22 protein-coding genes are annotated in these 22,451 nt (G+C 50.9%); 16 read left to right on the top strand and 6 right to left on the bottom strand.

Features of this window, described 5'->3' with window-relative positions; genetic code table 11:
* Positions 1-3 precede the first annotated feature (3 nt).
* Entirely contained in the window at positions 4-1,539 is a 1,536-nt protein-coding gene (locus M3194_RS15895; RefSeq protein ID WP_251655050.1) for a DUF6382 domain-containing protein, read from the top strand.
* On the opposite strand, the gene M3194_RS15900 is transcribed toward M3194_RS15895, so the two are convergent.
* The 3 genes from M3194_RS15900 to M3194_RS15910 all read right to left on the bottom strand — a co-directional run bounded on the left by M3194_RS15900 (position 1,536) and on the right by M3194_RS15910 (position 3,798).
* On the bottom strand, positions 1,536-2,444 hold the full coding sequence (locus tag M3194_RS15900; protein WP_251655353.1) for a TIGR01777 family oxidoreductase: 909 nt from the start codon (positions 2,442-2,444) through the stop codon (positions 1,536-1,538). The genes M3194_RS15895 and M3194_RS15900 overlap by 4 nt on opposite strands.
* An 18-nt stretch (positions 2,445-2,462) precedes the next feature.
* Complete coding sequence (locus M3194_RS15905; RefSeq protein WP_251655051.1) at positions 2,463-2,957, bottom strand: hypothetical protein; 495 nt, start codon at positions 2,955-2,957, stop codon at positions 2,463-2,465.
* 403 nt (positions 2,958-3,360) lie between these two features.
* On the bottom strand, positions 3,361-3,798 hold the full coding sequence (locus tag M3194_RS15910; protein ID WP_251655052.1) for a DUF2621 domain-containing protein: 438 nt from the start codon (positions 3,796-3,798) through the stop codon (positions 3,361-3,363).
* A gap of 100 nt (positions 3,799-3,898) precedes the next feature.
* On the opposite strand from M3194_RS15910, the gene M3194_RS15915 reads away from it, so the two are divergent.
* The 4 genes from M3194_RS15915 to ppnP all read left to right on the top strand — a co-directional run bounded on the left by M3194_RS15915 (position 3,899) and on the right by ppnP (position 8,487).
* Positions 3,899-5,029, top strand: a complete 1,131-nt coding sequence (locus M3194_RS15915; RefSeq protein ID WP_251655053.1) for a deoxyribonuclease IV — start codon at positions 3,899-3,901, stop codon at positions 5,027-5,029.
* Between the two features lie 47 nt (positions 5,030-5,076).
* On the top strand, positions 5,077-5,955 hold the full coding sequence (purU, locus tag M3194_RS15920) for a formyltetrahydrofolate deformylase (protein WP_251655054.1): 879 nt from the start codon (positions 5,077-5,079) through the stop codon (positions 5,953-5,955).
* A 156-nt stretch (positions 5,956-6,111) separates the two neighbouring features.
* On the top strand, positions 6,112-8,130 hold the full coding sequence (gene tkt, locus M3194_RS15925; protein WP_251655055.1) for a transketolase: 2,019 nt from the start codon (positions 6,112-6,114) through the stop codon (positions 8,128-8,130).
* A 39-nt stretch (positions 8,131-8,169) separates the two neighbouring features.
* A complete protein-coding gene (ppnP, locus tag M3194_RS15930; RefSeq protein ID WP_091186591.1) occupies positions 8,170-8,487 on the top strand; it encodes a pyrimidine/purine nucleoside phosphorylase in 318 nt (105 codons plus the stop codon).
* Between the two features lie 48 nt (positions 8,488-8,535).
* Here the strand turns inward: ppnP and M3194_RS15935 are convergent, their stop codons facing one another.
* The gene (locus M3194_RS15935; RefSeq protein ID WP_311291140.1) at positions 8,536-9,450 is read right to left on the bottom strand and encodes an NAD(P)-dependent oxidoreductase; all 915 of its coding nucleotides are present in this window, start codon (positions 9,448-9,450) and stop codon (positions 8,536-8,538) included.
* Between the two features lie 271 nt (positions 9,451-9,721).
* Between M3194_RS15935 and M3194_RS15940 the strand changes: the two genes are divergently transcribed.
* From M3194_RS15940 to M3194_RS15965, 6 genes are all read left to right on the top strand, one after another.
* Positions 9,722-11,071, top strand: a complete 1,350-nt coding sequence (locus tag M3194_RS15940) for a glucose-6-phosphate isomerase (protein WP_251655057.1) — start codon at positions 9,722-9,724, stop codon at positions 11,069-11,071.
* Positions 11,071-11,703 (top strand): YigZ family protein, encoded by a 633-nt coding sequence (locus M3194_RS15945; RefSeq protein WP_251655058.1) that lies wholly within the window; start codon positions 11,071-11,073, stop codon positions 11,701-11,703. The genes M3194_RS15940 and M3194_RS15945 overlap by 1 nt, the downstream gene beginning before the upstream one ends.
* Before the next feature lie 223 nt (positions 11,704-11,926).
* Positions 11,927-12,742, top strand: coding sequence for a sulfate ABC transporter permease subunit CysT (gene cysT / locus M3194_RS15950; RefSeq protein WP_251655059.1), 816 nt, complete (start codon positions 11,927-11,929; stop codon positions 12,740-12,742).
* Positions 12,743-12,744: 2 nt separating this feature from the next.
* A complete protein-coding gene (locus M3194_RS15955; RefSeq protein WP_251655354.1) occupies positions 12,745-13,542 on the top strand; it encodes a sulfate ABC transporter permease subunit in 798 nt (265 codons plus the stop codon).
* A gap of 3 nt (positions 13,543-13,545) precedes the next feature.
* On the top strand, positions 13,546-14,610 hold the full coding sequence (locus M3194_RS15960; protein WP_251655060.1) for a sulfate/molybdate ABC transporter ATP-binding protein: 1,065 nt from the start codon (positions 13,546-13,548) through the stop codon (positions 14,608-14,610).
* A gap of 47 nt (positions 14,611-14,657) precedes the next feature.
* Complete coding sequence (locus tag M3194_RS15965; RefSeq protein ID WP_251655061.1) at positions 14,658-15,719, top strand: sulfate ABC transporter substrate-binding protein; 1,062 nt, start codon at positions 14,658-14,660, stop codon at positions 15,717-15,719.
* Positions 15,720-15,785: 66 nt separating this feature from the next.
* Here the strand turns inward: M3194_RS15965 and M3194_RS15970 are convergent, their stop codons facing one another.
* Positions 15,786-16,592: a Cof-type HAD-IIB family hydrolase gene (locus M3194_RS15970; RefSeq protein WP_251655062.1), complete on the bottom strand. Its 807-nt coding sequence runs from the start codon at positions 16,590-16,592 to the stop codon at positions 15,786-15,788.
* 175 nt (positions 16,593-16,767) lie between these two features.
* On the opposite strand from M3194_RS15970, the gene M3194_RS15975 reads away from it, so the two are divergent.
* From M3194_RS15975 to M3194_RS15990, 4 genes are all read left to right on the top strand, one after another.
* Positions 16,768-18,186, top strand: a complete 1,419-nt coding sequence (locus M3194_RS15975; protein ID WP_251655063.1) for a S41 family peptidase — start codon at positions 16,768-16,770, stop codon at positions 18,184-18,186.
* Between the two features lie 91 nt (positions 18,187-18,277).
* Complete coding sequence (locus tag M3194_RS15980; protein WP_251655064.1) at positions 18,278-18,499, top strand: DUF1450 domain-containing protein; 222 nt, start codon at positions 18,278-18,280, stop codon at positions 18,497-18,499.
* Between the two features lie 94 nt (positions 18,500-18,593).
* Entirely contained in the window at positions 18,594-19,097 is a 504-nt protein-coding gene (locus M3194_RS15985) for a ferritin (RefSeq protein ID WP_251655065.1), read from the top strand.
* Between the two features lie 74 nt (positions 19,098-19,171).
* On the top strand, positions 19,172-19,711 hold the full coding sequence (locus M3194_RS15990; protein WP_251655066.1) for a hypothetical protein: 540 nt from the start codon (positions 19,172-19,174) through the stop codon (positions 19,709-19,711).
* On the opposite strand, the gene M3194_RS15995 is transcribed toward M3194_RS15990, so the two are convergent.
* A complete protein-coding gene (locus tag M3194_RS15995) occupies positions 19,702-21,780 on the bottom strand; it encodes an ATP-dependent helicase (RefSeq protein WP_251655067.1) in 2,079 nt (692 codons plus the stop codon). The genes M3194_RS15990 and M3194_RS15995 overlap by 10 nt on opposite strands.
* Positions 21,781-21,866: 86 nt before the next feature.
* Here M3194_RS15995 and M3194_RS16000 point away from each other — a divergent pair, with 86 nt between their 5' ends.
* Complete coding sequence (locus tag M3194_RS16000; RefSeq protein WP_251655068.1) at positions 21,867-22,433, top strand: GNAT family N-acetyltransferase; 567 nt, start codon at positions 21,867-21,869, stop codon at positions 22,431-22,433.
* Positions 22,434-22,451 lie beyond the last annotated feature (18 nt).

Below are 22,451 nucleotides of genomic sequence, written 5' to 3' on the forward strand. Positions count from 1 at the left end.
TTCATGAGACAACCGTTCAGGATTGATTTTTCCATGAACCGAGGTCATGAAATGATCGTTGACCGGAAAGACGGCATTCGTAGAGATGAACTGGATGACCTTGAACTGCAGATGCTGCAGTCGGGAAAAATCCCTCATCTCTTACCGGTGGAATGGCTGGAGATCGATGGACGAGTCACCTTCCGGTATGCCTTGGCAGGACGCAAAATGCTGCTGCACCGCCTGCAGGTTCAGCCGCTTGCGATGGAGCAATTTTATACGTTATTGCTTGGCGTTGTGGAAGCCTTTGAGGAGTGCAAGCATTATATGCTGCGACCCGAAGGCTGCCTGCTCGAGGATCAATATTTATTTGTAGGCGAGCAGCTTAACGATATTGCCGTTGCCTATGTGCCTTTGAAAGAGGGGCAGCATGACGGCGTGACTGGATCCGGGGACCTGCTCTCGCTTGTTGTCCGTTGGACAGCCTACATTCAAGACATAGACGGTGCGGGTCTTCAACGCATTTTGCAACCCCTTAACGGCAGCAAATGGCCGCTCGCCGAGCTAAGGTCCGTTTTGCTTGGACTGATTGGCGATGCATTTATTCAAACCACTCCAAAGCAGGTCGCCGAACGCGTTCCTCTTATTTTTCCTGATGCTCCCGTGGCAAGGGAACCGGAGATCATGGAACCAAAATCTATGATATCAAGAACAAGCTATGAGCCTATACCGCAGGCAAATTCTTCAAAAGCAGCATCTATGGCCCAAGAAATCCCGCTTGTCGAGATGGAGGAACAGGATCCGGAGACGGCAAACAAAAAAATATGGCTTACGGCAGCGGTTGTGGTCATAGCCGTTGCCTGCGTATGGAAATACATTTATTTGTCTTCTCATTCCCAAAGTAGCTTGTATATCAGCTTAGGTCTAACCCTTATGGGGATGGCGGCTCTTTATTTGGTATTGGCGCGCAGGCTTCCAGCCGGGCTTCTGGCCAAAGAAGTCAGCGACGATGAAGACGAGGAGTTTGTTCCGGAATCGCAGCCTCTTGGCATGTGGCCCCGTTATGAGGATGAAGTACAAAAGGAGATGATGGAGCCGGCTGCTCGAGCAAAACTTGTTCGTCGTCAGGAAACGGAGCTGTACGCCTATGCAGGGAATACTGCCGATCTTCGAAGCAAGCAGGCGATATCAGCCGAATCTGAAGCCACGGTGCTGCTGGCGGAGCGGGATATGGAGCCGGGCAAGAGGACAGAACTGGCTTTATACCGGGAATGGGCGGGAGGCGGCTCCTGGATCGAGTGGCGGGATGAGAAATTTACGATTGGCCGATTAGGCGAGCAGGTGAGTTATGAGGAAGAAGCGCATGGCATTTCAAGGCTTCACTTGGAACTGGAGAAGGACGGCGGTTCTTATTTGGTAAAGGATCTGGGGTCCCGGAATGGCAGCATGCTTAACGGAGAGGCGATGATTCCATATAAGTCTTATCCGTTTGTTCAAGGAGATATTATACAGCTGGCCGGGATGAACGGGCCTAAATACGAGCTGAAGACGAGAGGTTAACTCCCGTCTTCAGCTTTTTTCTGGCCAATTTGGTTCATTGCACTTTCAATAGTTGGGTACTTGAAGGTAAATCCATGCTCCAAGGCTTTGCGCGGCAAGGCGCGTTGTCCTTCGAGGAGCAGGGACGACATTTCCCCAAGCAAGGCTTTCATGAGAAAAGCAGGGGCAGGCAGCCAGTGCGGCCGGCCAATCGCTTTGCCAAGAGCCCGTCCGAACTGATCATTGGTCACGGGCTCGGGAGCCGAACCGTTAACCGGTCCTTGCATGTCAGGGTTGTCGATGCAAAACAGTATAAGCCTTACTATGTCCTCCAGATGGATCCATGAGAGCCATTGAGAGCCGCTTCCAAGCCGGCCTCCCGCAAACAACCGGTGAGGCAGCGCCATGAGAGGAAACGCGCCGCCGGTCCGATTCAGCACAACGCCTACCCGGAGCTTAACAAGCCGCTTTACCGGTATCGTATCCGCGGCCTTTTCCCAATGCTCCACAACGCCGGATAAGAAATCGGTAACCTTCAGCGGACTATCCTCATCAAAAGTAGCGGAGAGCGAGCTGCCGTACGCAGAAATGCCGGAGGCATTAATGACCGCCTCCGGCTTCTGTTTCAAACCTTCTATAAGCGTTGCGATGCGTGCCGCAGCATCGGTCCGGGACTTGAGAACGCGTTGCTTGGCTGCGGCTGTCCACCTCTGGTTGATGCTTTCGCCGGCAAGGTTCACGATGACGTCCACACCTTCCAGCCGGTCAGGCGATGCGGCAAGCTCATCCCATGTTGCATGGTGGAGTCTGCCGCTTTCTGATGAGGAATGTCTTGATATAACCCAGACTTCATCTCCCCGCTCAAGAAGAGCTTTCACCAGTGCCCGGCCGACAAAGCCGGTTCCTCCCGTTACTGCAACACGCATCATTCATCCGTCCTTCAATTAGGATTTGGCTTCAAGCTTCTTCAGGAAGTACTGCGTCACGTCTCCGCTGACCTTCTCGGTATACTCGAATTGAACCTTCGTGTCTGCCGGGATGCTGTTAATCTCATCCGTTAAGTCCTCCGTGAATTGCAGAACCATTGGGCCTTCCGGCAAGTCGATTTCGACCGAGGTTGTATCGGCTTGTCCGACAAAGACGCCTTCGCTTGTCTTAACGGCGCTGTCTTCCGGTGCTGTGCTTGCTTCCGTATCCGGCGATGCGTTTTCCGGATCTATTACGCCGTTGTTTCCTTCAGCATTACCCGTACTGTTATCCGATGTATTATTGCCGGTTGTTTCCGGTGAGGCGTTAGCCGGTTGTTCAACCGACGAGCCTTGCTCGTTATTCGAATTCGCTTTGTCCGAGCCGCATGCAGATGCGGTCATCATAACGGCGAGTAATACGGCGCTGGCCGCGATTAAGCTGCTCTTCTTTTTAGATTTCATAGTTGTCATGGGAGCACCTCCTAAAAGAATTGTGAAGCTTCTTAAGCGCTAGCTTAAGAAAGTGAAGCAATTCTGCTTCGAAAGCATAGGCTTAGAATTGTGAAGCTTCTTAAGCGCTAGCTTAAGAAAGTGAAGCAATTCTGCTTCGAAAGCATAGGCTTAGAATTGTGAAGCTTCTTATAGCGCTAGCTTAAGATAGTGAAGCAATTCTGCTTCGAAAGCATAGGCTTAGAATTGTGAAGCTTCTTAAGCTCTAGCTTAAGATAGTGAAGCAATTCTGCTACATAAGCATGTACCTATGCTTATATAAACGAAATAATCTGTTTAAGGTTCCAATAGATTTGTACACACTATTGCTATGGATAAAACAATAGGCTGCCCTCAAAATGCAGCAGCCCGTTGCTCTTCTAGTTTATTTATTGAGCAAATGCCTATAGGGAGCGTAGTCGATCTCCTTGCGTTCCAGGAAGGAAACAAGGCTTCGATAGTCACGCTTTGGCGTTGCGCGTATGTATCCTTCGATGCAGTGGTCCCGCGTTACTTCAGAAGCTCCGTTATCGATGGCGACCTGACCGATCTTCGCTGCAATCGAGTGCTTGGCGATATCCCGGAACGCGGACGGAACGGGGGAGACCAGCTCGTCCAGAAAACTTTTCGATTCGTCGGTCCACATGCTGCGGCTCCGTTCGACCCAATAGTTTTGCCAGTCCAGCTTCGACTTGCCGTCACGCTGAGGCAGCACCTTCAAAAATTTGCGGAACATGAAGAAACCGCCGATGGCCATAGCGCCGACCATAACGACCGCCCAGAAAACAATGAAAAACATAAACCAATCGGGAGCTGATTTCATACTGTACCTTCACCTCAGGAAGAATTATACCGTATTCCTAGATTTATTTCGACATTCCTTGTAAAATAAGGGTTGATCAACCGAAAGGGGCGTTTATTAGATGTTAAAAATCGGTTCCCATGTATCATTTTCGGACAAGGGGCTGCTTACCGCGGCCAAAGAAGCTGTATCCTACGGTTCAAGCTCGTTTATGATTTATACCGGCGCACCGCAGAATACCCGGAGAAAGCCAATCGAAACTTTATATATTGAAGAGGGCAAAGCCATGATGGACAAGGCCGGCATCAATGAGATTGTCGTGCACGCGCCATACATTATCAACCTTGGCTCCTATAAGGAAGACACGTTTGAGCTCGCTGTCCGCTTCCTGCAGGAGGAAATCCGCCGTACCGATTATATCGGGGTGCGGAATATCGTACTGCATCCGGGCGCTTATACGGACAAGGATGCCGAGTACGGCATCGCGCGTATTGCAGAGGGCCTGAATGAAGTGCTTGAAGGCACCAAAGACACGAACGTGAACATCGCTCTTGAGACGATGGCCGGCAAAGGAACGGAAATCGGGCGCAGCTTCGAGGAGATTGCGTCGATAATTGATAAAGTACAGAATAATGAACGTTTGACCGTGTGCATGGACACCTGCCATATGCATGATGCCGGTTATGACCTCATTAATGACCTGGACGGCGTGCTCCATAAGTTCGACCAAATCGTTGGACTCAACCGCGTAGCGGTAGTCCATGTCAATGACAGCAAGAATCCTGCCGGAGCAGGCAAAGACCGTCATGCTCCAGTTGGCGCAGGCTGGCTCGGACATGAGGCGATTCAGAGAATCGTACATCACGAGGCGCTTGCGGGCCGTCCGTTTATTCTGGAGACACCATGGATTGGCAAGGACGACAAGAAGCAGTTCCCGATGTACGAAGCTGAGATTGCACTGCTCCGCGGTGATGCGATGGATCGCTTCGGCGAGTCGTTCTTCGACCACGTAGAACGTCTGCATCATTTCTACGGCAAGCAAGAGATCGATCCGCGCGCTTTTGTGCTGTCGACTTGGGATGTGCTCAAGAATGATGCCAAGGCGAAAAAAGCGGATCCGCGCGAGCCGATGGAGCGTCTGTTCGATCTGCTGTCGGAAAGCGATGCGCTCCCGGGCGAGTTGACCGAGGAGCAAATCAACCAACGGATTACGGCATGGTTCGCCGGCAAGCAATTGCTCAAAACGGTGTAATGATGCTTTAAGATAACCATTGTAAAAGGAAGGAAGTTTTAACGTTTATGTCTTCATCAACTACGGAGTCGCGCAGCGGACGCGCGCGCATGCTGATCTCGTGCCCGGACAGACCGGGTATCGTAGCGGCGGTTTCGCATTTCTTGTACGAGCATGGTGCGAACATTGTACAATCGGACCAATATACGATGGATCCGGAAGGCGGCATGTTCTTTATCCGCTTTGAGTTTGATTTGAATGATATGGACAAGGAATTGCCTATTCTAGTAGAGGATTTCGCCCGCGTGGCGGACCGCTTCGATATGAAATGGCATACGTTCCGCGCGAGTCGCAAGAAGCGCCTTGCGATCTTTGTCTCCAAGGAAGACCATTGCTTGATGGAGCTCCTGTGGCAGTGGAAAGCCGGCGATCTGGACGCGGATATCGCGATGGTTGTAAGCAACCATCCGGACATGAAGGAAATGGTTGAGTCATTTGGCATTCCATACCATCATATTCCGGTTACTCCGGACACGAAGGCGGAAGCGGAGCGCAAGCAGATGGAAGTGGTTGCGGACAAAGCGGATCTGATCGTCCTTGCCCGTTACATGCAGATCATCTCGCCGAAATTCATCGAGCAGTTCCCGAACCGAATTATCAATATCCACCATTCCTTCCTTCCGGCCTTTGTTGGCGGCAAGCCTTATGCACAAGCTTATAATCGTGGTGTTAAAATCATCGGTGCTACGGCACATTATGTAACGGAGGAACTTGACGGCGGTCCGATTATCGAACAGGACGTTCAGCGCGTCAGCCACCGAGACAATGTAGAGGAATTGAAACGAATCGGCCGTACAATTGAGCGCGTCGTCCTTGCGCGTGCTGTGAAATGGCATACGGAAGACCGCATTATTGTGCATCAGAACAAAACCGTCGTTTTCAATTAATCGAATAAATGCTCTCGTCTTTCACTATTTTAAGGATGGCAAACGAGTTTTCGGAATGGTACAATATTCAAAGCCTTTGCGCTACAACTCGCGCTATATCTAGAAATATAGAGAGACACAGAGCAATTTTAAACAGGAATTAGGAGGAAGTAAGAAATGACAGTTACACAAAAATCGATTGAACAGCTTTCGATCGACACGATCCGTACGCTGGCAATCGACTCCATCGAGAAAGCAAAATCCGGACATCCAGGCATGCCAATGGGCGCAGCTCCAATGGGCTACCAACTGTTCGCGAAAAACATGACGCATAATCCGTCGAACCCGACTTGGATTAACCGTGACCGTTTCGTACTGTCCGCAGGACATGGTTCGATGCTGCTGTATAGCTTGCTTCACCTGAGCGGTTATGATCTTCCTCTGGAAGAGCTGCAAAACTTCCGCCAATGGGGCTCCTTGACTCCAGGTCACCCGGAATTCGGCCACACAGCCGGCGTTGACGCAACAACAGGTCCGCTTGGACAAGGCGTTGCAATGGCAGTAGGCATGGCGATGGCTGAGGCTCATCTGGCAGCTACTTATAACAAAGAAGGCTTTAACGTTGTTAACCACTACACATACTCCATTTGCGGCGACGGCGACCTTATGGAAGGCATCTCCCATGAAGCAGCTTCCTTCGCAGGCCACTTGAAGCTTGGCAAATTGGTTGTTCTGTATGATTCGAACGATATTTCCCTTGACGGCGCTCTTGACTTGTCCTACTCCGAAAGCGTTCAAAAGCGTTTTGAAGGTTACGGCTGGCAAGTTCTTCGCGTAGAGGACGGCAATGACCTGAACGCTTTGACTAAAGCCATTGCCGAAGCACAAGCGGAAACAGGCAAACCGACTTTGATCGAAGTTAAAACCGTTATCGGTTACGGCAGCCCGAACAAAGGCGGCAAAGGCGGCCACGCTGGTCCTCACGGTTCCCCGCTGGGTGCTGACGAGACTAAACTGACTAAACAATTCTACGGCTGGTCGGAAGATCACCAGTTCCACGTGCCTGACGAAGTTCGCGCTCACTTTGCGGAAGTGAAGCAAAACGGCGAAAAAGCCAACGCGGCTTGGAACGAGCAGTTCGCTGCATACAAAGCGGCTCATCCAGAGCTTGCGGCTCAATTCGAGCTTGCTACTTCCGGTCAATTGCCTGAAGGCTGGGATGCTGACCTTCCTAAATACACAACGGCTGACAGCGCGGTATCGACTCGCGTGGCTTCGGGTAACGCCCTGAACGGTCTTGTGAAAAACGTGCCTAACCTGGCTGGCGGCTCCGCTGACCTGGAAAGCTCGACAATGACTCACCTGAAAGGTTTGGCACAATTCAAACCAGGCAGCTATGACGGCCGCAACATCTACTACGGAGTTCGCGAGTTCGGTATGGCTGCAGCCATGAACGGCATGAGCCTGCATGGCGGCATGAAAGTATTCGGCGGTACGTTCTTCGTATTCACGGACTACCTCCGTCCGGCAATCCGCCTTGCTGCTATCATGAAGCAACCGGTAACTTACGTTCTGACGCATGACTCGATCGCGGTTGGCGAAGACGGTCCTACGCATGAACCAATCGAGCAATTGGCTTCGATCCGCATTATCCCTGACCTGACGGTTATCCGTCCTGCTGACGCGAACGAAACTTCGGCAGCTTGGGCTTATGCTGTTGAGAACCAAAGCAATCCGGTAGCGCTTGTTCTGACTCGTCAAAACCTGCCGATCCTGGAAGGCACTGTATCCGGCTCCCGCGAGAACATCAAACGTGGCGCATACGTTGTATCCGATGCGGCAAACGGCGCTCCACAAGCTCAAATTCTTGCAACGGGTTCCGAAGTTCAACTTGCTGTTGCCGCTCAAAAAGCGCTTGCTGAAGAGGGCATTCAAGTTCGCGTAATTAGCATGCCAAGCTGGGATCTGTTCGATAAACAAGACCAAGCTTACAAAGATTCCGTTATTTTGCCGGAAGTTAAAGCTCGCGTTGCTGTAGAAATGGCTCATCCGTTTGGCTGGGATCGTTTCGTTGGCGACAAAGGCGTGGTTATCGGTATCGACCGCTTTGGCGCATCCGCTCCTGGCGACCGCGTGATCAAAGAGTACGGCTTCACGGTTGAGAACGTAGTAAGCAAAGTTAAATCGGTACTGTAATTTAATAAGCTATTTGGCGTAGAGGAGCTAACCCATACAATGTCGCAATTTGAAAACGTAACGGTTGTCAAAGAAGCTAATGTTTACTTTGACGGTAAAGTAACTAGCCGCGCTGTTCTGTTTGCGGACGGCACGAAAAAAACGCTTGGCATTATGCTTCCAGGCGACTACGAGTTCGGCACGGATTGCATTGAAATTATGGAAATCCTGGCTGGAGACCTGAAAGTACAGCTTCCTGGGGAAACAGAGTGGCTGCACATTCAAGGCAAAGGTGAATTCACCGTTCCGGCCAACACGAAATTCAAGCTTCAAGTAGCGGCTGTATCTGATTACTGCTGCTCTTACATCTACGAATAGCATCGATTGAAAAAGGCTGTACCGCATATGCGGTACAGCCTTTTTTGCTTAGTTTTTGTCGCCGATCTTGCGGCCGATCCATTGCTCGTAGGCTTGCGTCACGCTGCTCATATCGAGCTCTCCGAGACCCATGGAGTCGCCGACCTGGAACAGGCTCTTAGCGGCCTCTAACATCGGTGTAGGCACTTTCAGGTTGTCTGAGAGCACGGAGGAGAGGCGCAGGTCCTTCAGCATAAGAGCGAGGGAGAATTGGACATCATAGTCGCTAGCGAGAATTTTATCGCCCTTCAGCTCCGCTGTACGGCTTGCTGCGCCGCCTGACTGCACGAGCTCGAAGAACGCGCTGCCGTTAATTCCGCCGCTGGCCGCGATCGCCATGCCTTCGGCTAAAGCTGCCATGTTGATGCCAACAATCGTATTATGGGCAAGCTTGGCGGTAGCGCCGCTGCCGTTTGCTCCCATATGTATGACCTTGCGTCCCATGGCAAGCAGAACATTTTCCACTTCCTTAAGGGCTTTCTCCGTGCCGCCAACCATAAAGGTCAAGGTGCCGCCTTCTGCAGCGGGCTTGCTGCCGGTTACGGGCGCATCAAGGAAGATAGCGCCTTTCGACTCGGCTGAAGCCGTCAGCTCCAGTGCGAGGGAAGGAGAGATCGTGCTGCTGTCAATCAGGATAGTACCTTGGCGGATTGCGCCAAATATACCATTGTCGCCGTAGTAAACTTCGCGGATAGCCGCGTCATTGCTGATCATCGTAATTACAATTTCCGAGTCGCGAACGGCATCGGCAGGGGAGGCTGCTTCCTTCGCTCCGCATTGAATCAGCTCGCCTGTTTTCCCGGCTGTACGGTTGTAGACGGTAACCTCGAATCCGCTGCGAAGCAGGTTCGCAGCCATGCCATAGCCCATAACGCCAAGGCCGATGAATCCAATTTTTTTCATGTGCATTTCCCTCCGTTGTATCTTTAAATTCTAAAGTATTTATCAGCTTTATCTTACCACATCAGAAATTGGCGATAAAACTAACGTGCCCAGCGGTCAAAGGACGAGTAAGCCGTTTCACCTAGTTATGTTGATAAATGACTCCAAGCCATAAATCCTTTTACTAATCATTATAGATAATCTTCATACCTATTTCATTGTTTAGTCGCTTGTTTTTCAAATCTAAATCCGATATCCTAAAGGCTAAGACAAGCAGGTTAATGAAAAACATGATCAGGGAGGCCTTTTTTAAATGAGTAAAACAGTAAAATTCGATTACACAAAAGCCCTTGGCTTTATTGGACAACATGAAATCGACCATTTGACCGAACAGGTTCGTGTGGCTCACGAACAATTACATAACGGTACTGGCGCAGGCTCTGACTACCTTGGCTGGATTGACCTTCCGACCAACTATGACAAAGAAGAGTTCGCCCGCATCAAGCAATCCGCTGAAAAAATCCAATCCGATTCCGAAGTATTGGTTGTTATCGGCATTGGCGGTTCGTATCTTGGCGCACGCGCTGCGATCGAGATGCTTTCCAACTCGTTCTACAATCTGCAAACCAAAGAACAACGCAAAACTCCGCAAGTTCTGTTCGCGGGCAACAACATCAGCTCCACTTACGTAACTCACCTGCTTCAATTGCTGGACGGCCGCGACTGGTCGATCAACGTAATCTCCAAATCCGGTACGACAACCGAGCCGGCAATTGCCTTCCGTATTTTCCGTGAAGCGCTGGAGAGCAAGTACGGCAAAGAAGCAGCACGCAAACGCATCTATGCAACAACCGACCAAGCTAAGGGCGCCCTGAAAAAGCTGGCTACCGAAGAAGGCTACGAGTCGTTTATCATTCCTGACGATGTAGGCGGACGTTATTCCGTACTGACAGCGGTAGGCCTTCTGCCAATCGCCGTTGCAGGAATCGACATCGACGCGATGATGCAAGGTGCGGCAGACGCATCCAAAGAGTACAGCAATCCGAACCTCGCCGAGAACGAAGCTTATCAATATGCGGCAGCGCGCAACGCTTTGTACCGCAAAGGCAAAGCAACGGAAATCCTCGTCAACTACGAGCCGAACCTTCACTTTGTATCGGAGTGGTGGAAACAGCTCTTCGGCGAAAGCGAAGGCAAAGACTACAAAGGCATCTATCCGGCATCTGTTGACTTCTCGACTGACCTGCACTCGATGGGTCAATTCATTCAAGAGGGCAACCGCAACATTTTCGAGACGGTTATCCAAGTGAACGAAGTGGCAGAGCACCTCACGATCGGCAACGATCCCGCTGACCTCGACGGACTGAACTTCCTGACAGGCAAAACGATGGACTTCGTCAACAAAAAAGCATTCCAAGGTACGCTGCTGGCTCATACGGACGGACAAGTACCTAACTTTATCGTCAACATCGCCGACATGACTCCATATACGTTTGGTTACATGGTGTACTTCTTCGAGAAAGCCTGCGGCATCAGCGGCTACCTGCTCGGCGTGAATCCATTCGACCAGCCGGGCGTTGAAGCGTACAAACGCAACATGTTCGCGCTGCTTGGTAAACCGGGCTACGAGAAGGAAAAGGCTGAGCTCGAAGCTCGTCTGTAATGCTGGAACGTTATTCTACGGTCAGAGAGCAGGGCAGTAGAGAGATCGTCATCAAGAAATCCCGTTTCATCGGCTTTGCCAAGCCGGTAGAGACGGAGGAGGAAGCCGTTCAGTTCATCGACGAGATCAAACGGCTTCACCGCAGCGCGACTCATAACTGCTCCGCTTATGTGGTCGGGGAACGCGACCAGCATCAGAAAGCCTCCGATGACGGTGAACCAAGCGGAACGGCCGGGAAGCCGATTCTCGAGGTCATCAAGCATAAAGGTTTGAAAAATGTTGCTGTCGTTGTGACCCGCTACTTTGGCGGTATTATGCTCGGAGCCGGCGGGCTTGTCCGTGCTTATACGGATGGTGCTGTGGCCGGGATTGAAGCGGCCGGCGAAATCGTGCAGGTGCTGCACCGCGAGGTATTTGTGGATGTGGATTATACCTGGTACGGAAAAGTGGAAAATGAGCTTCATGGCCGGGGGACACGTCTTGGCGGTACCGAATTTACGGATCGCGTCACTGTAAAATGCCTGCCGGTTGTGTCGGAAGCAGATGCCTTTGTGGCATGGATAACCGATTTAACGCAAGGGCAGGCCGTTATTACGGAAGGCGAAGAAGTTTATTATATTGAAGGCGAATAAGGAAAGCCGCATGTTGTCTTATGACCTAGACAGCATGCGGCTTTTTGCCTATGAAAAGGGACAGCCTAATTGCGCAGAAAATGTAAAAATGGGATTGACTAGACCAGTTGTTGTCTGCTAAATTTAGAATACCAAGTGATCTAATAGGAATTCTGTTTTTACAATGTTTAAATGTCAGCAGACACCTACGGCACGAGCCGACGGTTTGGAGGTCATTAGCAGCATGAATGTCATGTTTCGCAGCAAGTGGTGGAGCTTCGGATTTCGAAGCGCGATTATGCTCTACTTTATTGTCTTAATTGTACTTCCCATTATCGGAATTTATTCGCAGTCGGTCTCCAAGGGTTTCGTACCTTTCTGGGAGAGCATATCGGATCCCCTTGCGTGGAAGGCAGTCTTGCTGACCATTAAGCTGGCGCTTATCGCAACGGTTATTAACGTGCTGCTCGGTACCATGATCGGGTGGGTGCTCATTCGGTACCGGTTTCCGGGGAGAAGGATCTTGAACAGCTTGGTTGATTTGCCGTTCGCCCTTCCGACAGCGGTTACCGGGCTTATGATCTTGCTTCTGCTTGGTCCAGGCAGTTTTGTCGGCGAGCTTGCTTCGAAGCTTGGCTTCGAGATTGTTTTCCATCAGCCGGCTATCGTTATTGCTATGGTGTTTGTTACTTTTCCGTTTGTGATCCGGGCTGTACAGCCTTTGCTTGAGGAGATTGACAAGTCGGAAGAGGAGGCTTCCTACACGCTGGGGGCTACCAAACTTCGTACGTTTTTCAGCGTCATTTATCCTTCGATGCTGCCGGGTGTAATCAGCGGTGCTATGCTGGCCTTTTCCAGAGCGCTGGCGGAATTCGGGGCTGTTGTCCTTGTAGCGGGCAATATCCCGGGGAAGACGCTGATTGCCGCCGTTTATATTTTTGGAGAAATTGAAAGTGACAATCCGCAAGGGGCCGCGGCAGTTTCGGTATTGCTGCTGACGCTTTCTTTTATCATTTTATGGACGGTCAACCTGATTCAATCAAGGAGGCCGGTAAAATGACGATTAGACGAACGTGGATTGGCCTTACTTATATTGTTTTTACCCTTTTGCTCATTATTCCGCTTATTGAAATATTCACCGGCTCCTGGGCAGACGGCTGGAGCGGCTTTGTTGAGGGGCTTACCCGCAAGCAATCGCTCCATGCCCTGCAGATGACGGCCATTATCGTCATTGTGGTTACGGCCATTAACACGGTCTTTGGCGTGATGCTCGCGATGTATCTCGTCCGCGCCGAGTGGATTGGAGCACGAATGAAGCGGCTGCTCAACAGCATTGTCGATCTGCCGTTTGCCGTATCTCCCGTTATTGGCGGTTTGATGATTGTTTTGCTGTTAGGTCCTAATACGGTAATCGGTTCCTTCTTCGAAGATTCGGGCTTTAAAGTCGTGTACGCTTTGCCGGGGATGATTCTGGCCTCCCTGTTCGTCACGTTCCCTCTGATGGTGCGTGAAGTTCTGCCGGTGCTTCAGGAGATTGGCGCCCAGCAGGAGGAAGCGGCATCAACGCTTGGCGCGTACTCGTGGTATACGTTCTGGAAAGTGACCTGGCCGTCAATCCGTTGGGGCGTTATATACGGCGTTGTCCTGACGGTAGCCAGAACGCTTGGCGAGTTTGGCGCGGTACTTGTTGTATCGGGCAATATTATGAATAAGACGCAGACGGCAACAACGCTCGTCTATCAAGACGTCGAGAACTTTAACGTAGTGGAAGCCAACGGCGTAGCTCTGGTGCTTGCCGTATTCTCGGTAGGTCTCCTGCTCATGATGGAATGGGCCAAAAAACGAAAGGAAGTGCATTAAGCCATGCATATTGAAGTTCGCAACCTTAACAAAAGCTTTGGCGATTTCCACGCCGTGCAAGATGTCAGCTTCGAGATTGAAAAAGGTCATTTGATCGGGCTTCTTGGACCAAGCGGCGGCGGTAAAACCTCGATTCTTCGTATGCTGGCCGGCCTTGAGACGCCAACCTCCGGCGATATTATTTTCCACGGCAAGCGCGTAAACGATCTGCCGCCGCAAGAGCGGGGAATTGGCTTCGTATTCCAGAACTATGCTTTGTTCAAGCATATGACCGTCTATGATAATATCGCTTTCGGACTGAAGGTGAAGAAGCAATCCAAAGAGCAGATTCGCGAGCGCGTATCGACCCTCGTCGAGCTTACCGGCCTCAAGGGCTTCGAGCACCGTTATGTACACCAACTGTCCGGCGGTCAGCGCCAGCGTGTTGCTTTTGCCCGTGCGTTAGCTCCCGAGCCGCAGTTGCTGCTCCTGGATGAGCCGTTTGCGGCAATTGACGCTAAGATCCGTACCGAGCTGCGGACATGGCTGAAAGAGATGATTGAGCGTGTCGGCATTACGTCTATCTTCGTTACCCATGACCAGGATGAGGCCATCGAGGTAGCGGATGAGATTATGATCATCGGCAAAGGCCGGCTTGAGCAGAAGGGTACGCCTTGGGAGATTTATAAAAATCCGCAAACTCCGTTTGTGGCCAGCTTTATCGGCGAATCGACGATTGTGGAGGACATTAAGGTGTTGAAGGGCTTTGACACCGCGTTGTCCTTCCCGGGAACAAAAGCACTTATCCGTCCTGAATACATTGAGATCGGCAAGCCGGGCGAGATTCGCCTGCAGTCTGCTTCGGTTAACGCGACAGTTAAAGCCTTGCATTTCCGCGGCAGCGAATGGATGGTAGAGCTGCTTGTTGATAATGTGAAGCTGATTACGTACCGTTCGCTGGAGAAGGAAGTGCTGCAGCCGGGCGAGCAGGTAAGCGTGCTTGTCCACCGCGCATATCTATTTAACGATAACGACAGCTGGATTATGGAAAACAGTCTGAAGGTTGACCCTATGCCTATTCATATCTAGAACAATAAGAAAGTACTCAACTTTAGCAGAAAGAGTTGTATACGAACATGAATATAAATCGAAGAGCAAGCCGGCGGATTGCCGTGCTGCTCCTGGCCGTACTGCTGATTATTACAGCAGGCTGCGGCAAGGAGGAGCGGGCGCAGCCTGCCGAGTCTACCGCACAAGACGGTGATGTGACGCTTGTCATCGGTGCCTATTCCGTGGTGAAGGACGCGTTCAGCGAGATGCTGCCGCAATTCCAGGCCTATTGGAAGGAGCAGACAGGTCAGAAGGTCGTATTCCAGGAATCGTATGAAGCTTCAGGTACGCAGGCACGTGCCATAGCCGGGGGCTTCGAGGCGGATGTCGCGGTTCTGGCGATGGAAGGCGATCTTGATAAGATCTCGGATGCAGGTTTTATTACGCATGATTGGAAGTCCCAGCCGAATCAAGGCCTGATTACGAAATCCATTGTTGTCCTTGGAACAAGAGAAGGTAATCCGAAGGGAATTAAGGATTGGGACGACTTGACCCGCAAAGGCGTTAAGGTTCTTTATCCGAATCCCAAAACCTCCGGTGGCGCGCAGTGGGATATTAACGCGATCTACGGTGCAGGGCTCAAGAGATCGGAAGCCGAGACCGGAACGAAGGATCCGGCATTTGCCAAGCAGTACCTCGAATCCATTCATAAGAACGTGGAATCGCTCGACAAGAGCGGCCGAGCTTCGATGGCCGCGTTCGAATATGGGGTTGGCGACGTTATCGTGACCTACGAGAATGAATTGCTTGCCCGTATTATGAATGGCGTCAATTATGATATCGTTGTTCCGAAGAATACGATCCTGATCGAGAATCCGGCTGCGGTCGTGGATAAGAACGTTGATAAACACGGAACCCGCAAAGTGGCCGAAGCGTTTATCTCCTATCTGCAAAGCGAAGAAGCGCAGCGTACCTTCGTCAAGTACGGCTTCCGTTCGGTGGATGAGAAGATAGCGGAAGAGTCGAAGGATAAGTATGTTGTACCTGAAGGGTTGTTTGATATTGGGTACTTAGGCGGGTGGAAGGAAGTCCGCCAGAATCTGTATTCAAAGAAAGGCGTCTGGTATCAGGTGCTTGCAGGGATCTAGTGGGGATGAAAAAACTCCATTGCGGAAGCCACGCTTCCCGCAATGGAGTTTTTTGTAGTGTTTTAATTACTTTGCGGCAGGCTGCAGCACGAATTTCTCAATCACATGGCGTACGCCTTCTTCATTATTCGTAAGCGTAATATAGTCGGCGATTTCCTTCAGCTTAGGTGTCGCGTTGCCCATGGCTACGCCGAGACCTGCTGCTTCAATCATCTCGTGATCATTCCAGGCATCGCCGATTGCAATGGTTTGGTCAATCCCGCAGCCCAGATGCTCAGCCATAAAGCGGAGAGCATGACCCTTGGTGCCTTCCTTGTGCATGAACTCGAGATAATGCGCCTTGGATTTGGTAATGTGGACGCGGTCTCCAATCATGGGCTTCAGCTCTTCGGCAAGCTGGTCCAGATAAGCAGGCTCGTCAATGATAAGCATCTTATTGTTCGGCTTGTCCAGCAAAGCTTCGAAATCTTCGGCGACGACATAGGGGATACTCGTCAATGTCGAATATTTAATGGCTTTGTCATTCGCTTCCTTCACATATAAAATATCATCCGCGTACAGCTGCAGGTGCAGGCCATGCTTCTCGGTAAAGGCATAAAGCTCTTTGGCCGCATCCTGGGGCACGCAGCGTTCATACAAGACTTCGCCATCCAGCAGGGTTTTAACGAGCGAGCCCTGATACGTAATGATCGGAACGTTCAGCTGGATCTGATCCGCGATTTTTTTGGCCGAAGCGTACATCCGTCCGGTTGCGAGAGTGACGGTAACGCCTTGCGCGATAGCGGCCTCCATCGCTTTTTTTGTGCCTTCGGTTACGATTAAATCATCATTAAGAAGCGTATCATCCACATCGATCGCGATTAATTTGTACATGTTCTCCCTCTCCTGTCTCTATTCGTCCAATTGACAAAGCTAGGATGATTGTAGCGAAAAACATAGCCCGGTTCAAGCCTGTCCGGGATTTCCGGCCTGCTGCATTTGCTCCTCCTACCCGAAATAAGCTACAGTAGAAGACAGAACGATCAGTCATAGTCAGGAGTGACCTTAAGTGAAAGAATTCTCGAATGAGGCGGGGAAGCAGCGGATTTTAACGCTGGCGGTTCTTGGTGCATTACTATTTACGATTATCGGATTTATTCTTGGCTGGCTTTGGATGGAAGTAAGGTACCCGATGCTGAGAGAGCCTTCCTTCCGTAATTTTACGGTATCCTATAACACGATTATGGATAAATACTTAAACGGCGCGAAGTCGGAGGATCTCATTAACGGAGCGTCCCAAGGCATGCTTGCTTCGCTTGGTGATCCTTATTCCAGATATTTAATCAAGGAGCAGGGCAGCGCTTATACGCAAGGTTATGAAGGGGAGTTCTCCGGAGTTGGCATTACCCTCCAGGAAGCCGACGGCAAGTTTATTGTCGCCAGCATTACCGAAGGAGCTCCGGCAGAGCGCGGAGGGGTTCATGCCGGGGATGAGATTGTAGGCGTGAACGGAGCCTCGATAAAAGGGAAAGCCTATGAGGATGTCATAACCGTCCTGCGTGGCGATGTTGGTTCGAAGGTGAAGCTGACCCTGTCCCGCGGAGGAGAGGCAAAGCCGATCGAGGTAGAATTGACAAGGGAAGCCATTGCCGTACATACCGTAACTTCGGAAATGCTCAGCGGCGGCATTGGACATGTAACGATTTCCAAGTTCGGCGAGAAGACCGACGATGAGTTCAAGACCGAAGTGGATAAGCTGCAGAAGGAAGGGATGACCAAGCTGCTGCTTGATCTTCGCTCCAACCCCGGAGGCTTGCTGCAGTCTACCATTCAGATCGCGAATATGCTTGTGCCTAAGGATAAAAACATTCTCGAGGTTGTCTATAAGAACAACAGCAAGACGATTACCTACCGTTCGAAGCAGGAGAAGCCGTGGACGATCCCGATTGTCGTGCTTGTAAACGGACAGTCCGCAAGCGCCAGCGAGGTGCTTACGGCCGCGCTGAAGGAATCTGCAGGCGCAACCGTTGTTGGGGAGAAGACGTTTGGCAAAGGGATCGTACAGACCTTCCAGCAGTTTAAAGACAAGTCGGTTCTGAGCCTGACGGAAGCGCAGTGGAAAACACCTGGCGGTACTTGGATCCATAAACAAGGCGTAACGCCGGATGTAAAGGTAGCTCTGCCGGCTTTCGCCAGCCTAAGCCAGCTTCCGTTCGGAACGGAGCTCAAGAGCGGAAGCTACGGGGAGAATGTCAAGACACTCCAGCTGATGCTTCAGGAGCTTGGATACACGCCGGTAGGCGATATCGGTTTGTTTGATGAACGGACATCGGCTGCGCTCAGCCGATTCCAACAGGATGAAGACCTGACGGTTACCGGTAAGTTCAACGATAGAACGGGCTACCGGATCCTCGAGCTGCTAAGCGATAAGCTGAAGGAAGAGGATACCCAGCTTCAAAAAGGGGTCGAAATTTTAAAAAGCAAATAAATCGGCCGCATTCGCTATTGACAACGGGAATGATAATTATTATCATTCATAGAGGAAAGCATTACACCGTTGCGCAGCGAGGTGAGCCGGCATGAAGAAGATCAAATATTGCACCCGGAATTTGAAGAACGGAACAAAGCCCGTGTACAAGGCGATGAAGAGCAAATATCCGGACATAAAGATGAAGAAGAAGGACTGTCTTGGCAACTGCAGAACCTGCAAGCGCGAAAGCTTTGTGATGATTAAATCCAAGAGCATCTGTGCTTCAAGCCCGGACCAATTATATAAGGAACTGAAGAAAATGATCGGATAGCAAATATTTTGGATAATTTTGCATGGGACGGCTTTTGCCGTCCTTTCTCTTTGTGTTAGAATATAAAACAAACAAGGAAAGAGGTGCATAAGCGATGAATGATAACTTAGCAGCAGCGCTCAACGAGCAGATGAATTTTGAATTTTATTCGGCGCATGTGTATCTTGCAATGGCAGCATATTGCTCCGGTGAAAGTCTCGACGGATTCGCAAACTTCTTCATTATTCAGGCGGAGGAAGAACGTTTCCATGCTATGAAAATATACAAATTCCTGAACGACCGCGGACGCCGTGCCACGCTTGCGTCGCTTGGCGAACCGAAGAATGAATACGAGTCGATGCTGGATGCTTTCGAGCATGGCTACGCGCATGAGCAGCAAAATACGAAGCGCTTCTACAACCTGGCGGATATCGCGCTGAACGAGCGCGAGCATGCAACGATGTACTTCCTGAAGTGGTTCATTGACGAACAGGTTGAAGAAGAAGCTTTGTTCGATAACATCATCCAGAAGCTGAAGCGGATCGATAAGGACAGCAACGCCTTCTACATGCTGGATTCGGAATTCGCGCAGCGTTCGTTTACAGCGCCGGCAGAATAATAGACACCATGAAGAAACGGGACCCAAGCACAGCAGGTCCCGTTTTTTTATGGTCAGATCATGGAGTGAATGGTATGTTCATCGCACAGCGCGTATTAGGTTATGCCGCTATTTTATTTGGAGTATTTATGATTTTTTCAAGCGCATTTGTACAAGGAGCAGTCTTTGCCGCTGCGGGCTTTGTTCTTATATCTTTGGCCGAGCTTGTCCGCTTGCAGCAGGGCACGTATCATTTGGCATTAGGCCTTCCGCTCAAGAACGAGCAGATTAATGACATTATGAGACGTACGCCGCCTTCAAAAGTAACTTCATCCTCGCTCAACATTCATCCTTTTGACGGCGCGGAATATCCGCTTATCCGGCTTCATGGGGAAAGTTATATACGCGCAAAGGTATTTGTTCCGTATATCGTGCAAACCGAAATGGAGTACCGTTTCGCTTTCCCGAATGCCGAGCCGGTACTTCTGATCTGCGAGCCCCGTTATAGTCTTGACAGCCGATTATTCCAGTATAACGAGCAGGTATACGTCAAGCTGTCGGAGCTTCCGCTTAAGTATCAAACGGAAGGCGACCGGCTGCGTATGGAGATCGCGGCCCGGCAGCATCAGTTATAGGCATTGATAATAAAAGAGGATACCGCCGCGGGCTTGCCGCGGTAATACGCGGGGGAGCTGAGATACAGCTCCTCTTCCGCTCTTGTAACGGCTACGTAAGCGAGGCGCCGTTCTTCCTCCATCGCGGCTTCGGCGACGTTGTCGCCGGCCTGAATGGCATTGCGGTCGCTGTTCTTCTCCGCGGTAATTGCAGAGCTGTGAGGCAGAATTCCTTCGGATACGCCGCATACAAAGACAACGGGGAATTCCAATCCCTTCGATTTGTGAATGGTCATAAAGTTAACGGCATCGGCATTGCTGCTGTCCAGCTTCACCCGCTTCATTTCCTCATGCTTTGCGGCAATCTCGTCGATGAAGGAGAGGAAGGTCCCGATCTGATCGAACCGCTTGGCCGAAGCTTCAAGCTCATCGAGCATCTCCTTCAGGGAATCCTTATGCTCAGTTAAAGCGGGACCGCTCTTGTTCGCGTCAATAAACTGATCGTAGAATTCCAAACGCAGCCGGCGGATAGCAACCTCCGGCTTCAGCTTCTCCAGGGAACGGATCAGCTTGATCCGTTCTTTTATTTTCTCCTGATGGAAGGATTTAATGTCAGGGAAGCGGGTCAGATGGATCAGCGGCCATTTCTTGGGCTGCTTCTTCTCCTCATTCCAGATAAACGCCATGGCCTGATCCGGTCGGACATACATCGTTGCGAGCATGCCTTCCATCGCGTCAAAGTTTCGGCGGTCAATGGACAAGCGAAGATGGGCGATAACCGGCTTAATAACCCATTGTTCGTACAGCGATTCGCCGCTGCCATAATCAATAAAAGGCACCTGACGGATGACCAGCTGGTCAAACACCGCACGGCTGCTGCTGGCGGTACGGAACAGAATCGCAAAGTCGCGGTAGGAACGGTTCTTTTTCTCCTTCTGCTGCAGCAAGGTGTTTACGATAAGATCGGCTTCATCATCGCTGTTGCCAGGTCTTGCGAACACCGGTGGTAGACCATGCGGCCGCGCCGTCAGCAGAGTCTTGCTCCGCCGCTGCTTATTATGACGGATAACCGCATTGCCAAGGCCTACGATGCCTGAACCGGAGCGGTAATTGATGTCTAGTATGATGTTCTTGGCGCCGGGGAATTGCTGTTCGAAGTTCAGGATATAATCGTTGCGCGCCCCGTTAAAGGAGTAGATCGTCTGATCATCGTCGCCGACTACCATCAGATTCCGGTGCGGCAAAACGAGCAGCTTGATGATCTCGTATTGGATCGTATTCGTATCCTGGAACTCGTCAATCATGACATAACGGAACCGGTTCTGCAGCATGGCCAGCAGATTCTCGTCCTGCTTCAGCAGCTGGTAGGCTTCAAGAAGCATATCGTCATAATCGATAAGATCGGCTTCCCGTTTCCATTCTTCATAACTGGTAAAGATAAGTTTAAGCTGCCTGTCCTCTTCCGTCTTCTCCGGAAGGTCCGAAACGGCAATCATCTGCATCTTATAAGAGGAGAGCAAGGTAATGAGCGTCTCGGGCTGGTACGTTTCATGCAAATTCCGCTCGCGGAGCAGCCGTTTGAAGAAGATTTGCTTGCGTCCGTTTTCGCCCAGAATGTTCTGCTTATAACCGCGTCTGCGGAGCATGAGCAGGCAGAAGGAATGAAACGTGCGGGCTTCGATACGGGAAGCGGCCGCCTGTCCGATATTCGGCAATGTGCTGATTCGAAGCTTCATTTCGTCTGCCGCTTTTTTGGAGAAGGTCATCAGCAGAAGCTGCTGGGGCGGAATGCCGCGGACCGACAGCATATAGCCTGTCCGGCAGACGAGTACGGAGGTTTTGCCCGAGCCGGCGCCGGCGAGCGTCAGAATGGGCCCGTCAACATGGCGGACAGCGGCGATCTGCCGCTTGTTCAGACGGATTCCCTGGGTCTCCAGAGCCCGGAAATAGAAGGCGTCCTTGTCTGAGTCCGGAACAAGCTGCTCGCTTGTATCGGCGGAAGCGGGCGCGGCAGGCGCAACATTTTTATTTACGACCCCGTAAGGACGTTTGTAGTAGATTTTATTGTTGGAATTTGCTCCGTTATTCATTGTCTGTAATCACCTGTTGTCGATTATAGCATGAATGTTCGTACGTTAAACTGAAATTATTAATATTTGGTGAAGGAAGTGACAGCATGATTGGACCGGCAAGCAAGGAAGACGTGGAACAAGTGATGCCGCTTCTGCACGAAGCGATCGGCAATATCGCCTGCTCTCTTGCGGGAGTGGAGGATGAGGCTGAGGCGATGCGGATTTTGGCTGGTTTTTATATCGAGGAAGGCAACAGAATCAGTTACCGGAATGTCATTGTGGACAAAAGAGAAGGCGTTGTCGCAGGGATCGTGTTCTGCTACTCGGGGGATGATGCGGAGCAGCTGGATCAGCCGCTGGTTGACAGGGTAAAGCGGGTAACGGGGATTAAGGATTATACGATCTTGACGGAGACCCGTCCTGGCGAATTTTATTTGGATTCCATTGCCGTCTCCTCGTCTTTCCGCAATCAGGGAATTGCCAAGGGGCTTATGGCTGCGTTTGAACGGGAGGCTGTAAAGCAAGGGTATGATCTTGTATCTCTGATTGTCGAGGAATACAACGGCCAGGCGCGGATGCTTTACGAAAAAATGGGCTATAACGAAGATGGAGAGCTGCTGGTCAGCGGACATCGCTATACGAGAATGGTTAAGTCTGTTTCTGGTGAATAAAGGCGGAGAAAGAAGGAA

Source organism: Paenibacillus glycanilyticus (assembly GCF_023715145.1).
GTDB classification, from domain to species: Bacteria; Bacillota; Bacilli; order Paenibacillales; family Paenibacillaceae; genus Pristimantibacillus; species Pristimantibacillus glycanilyticus_A.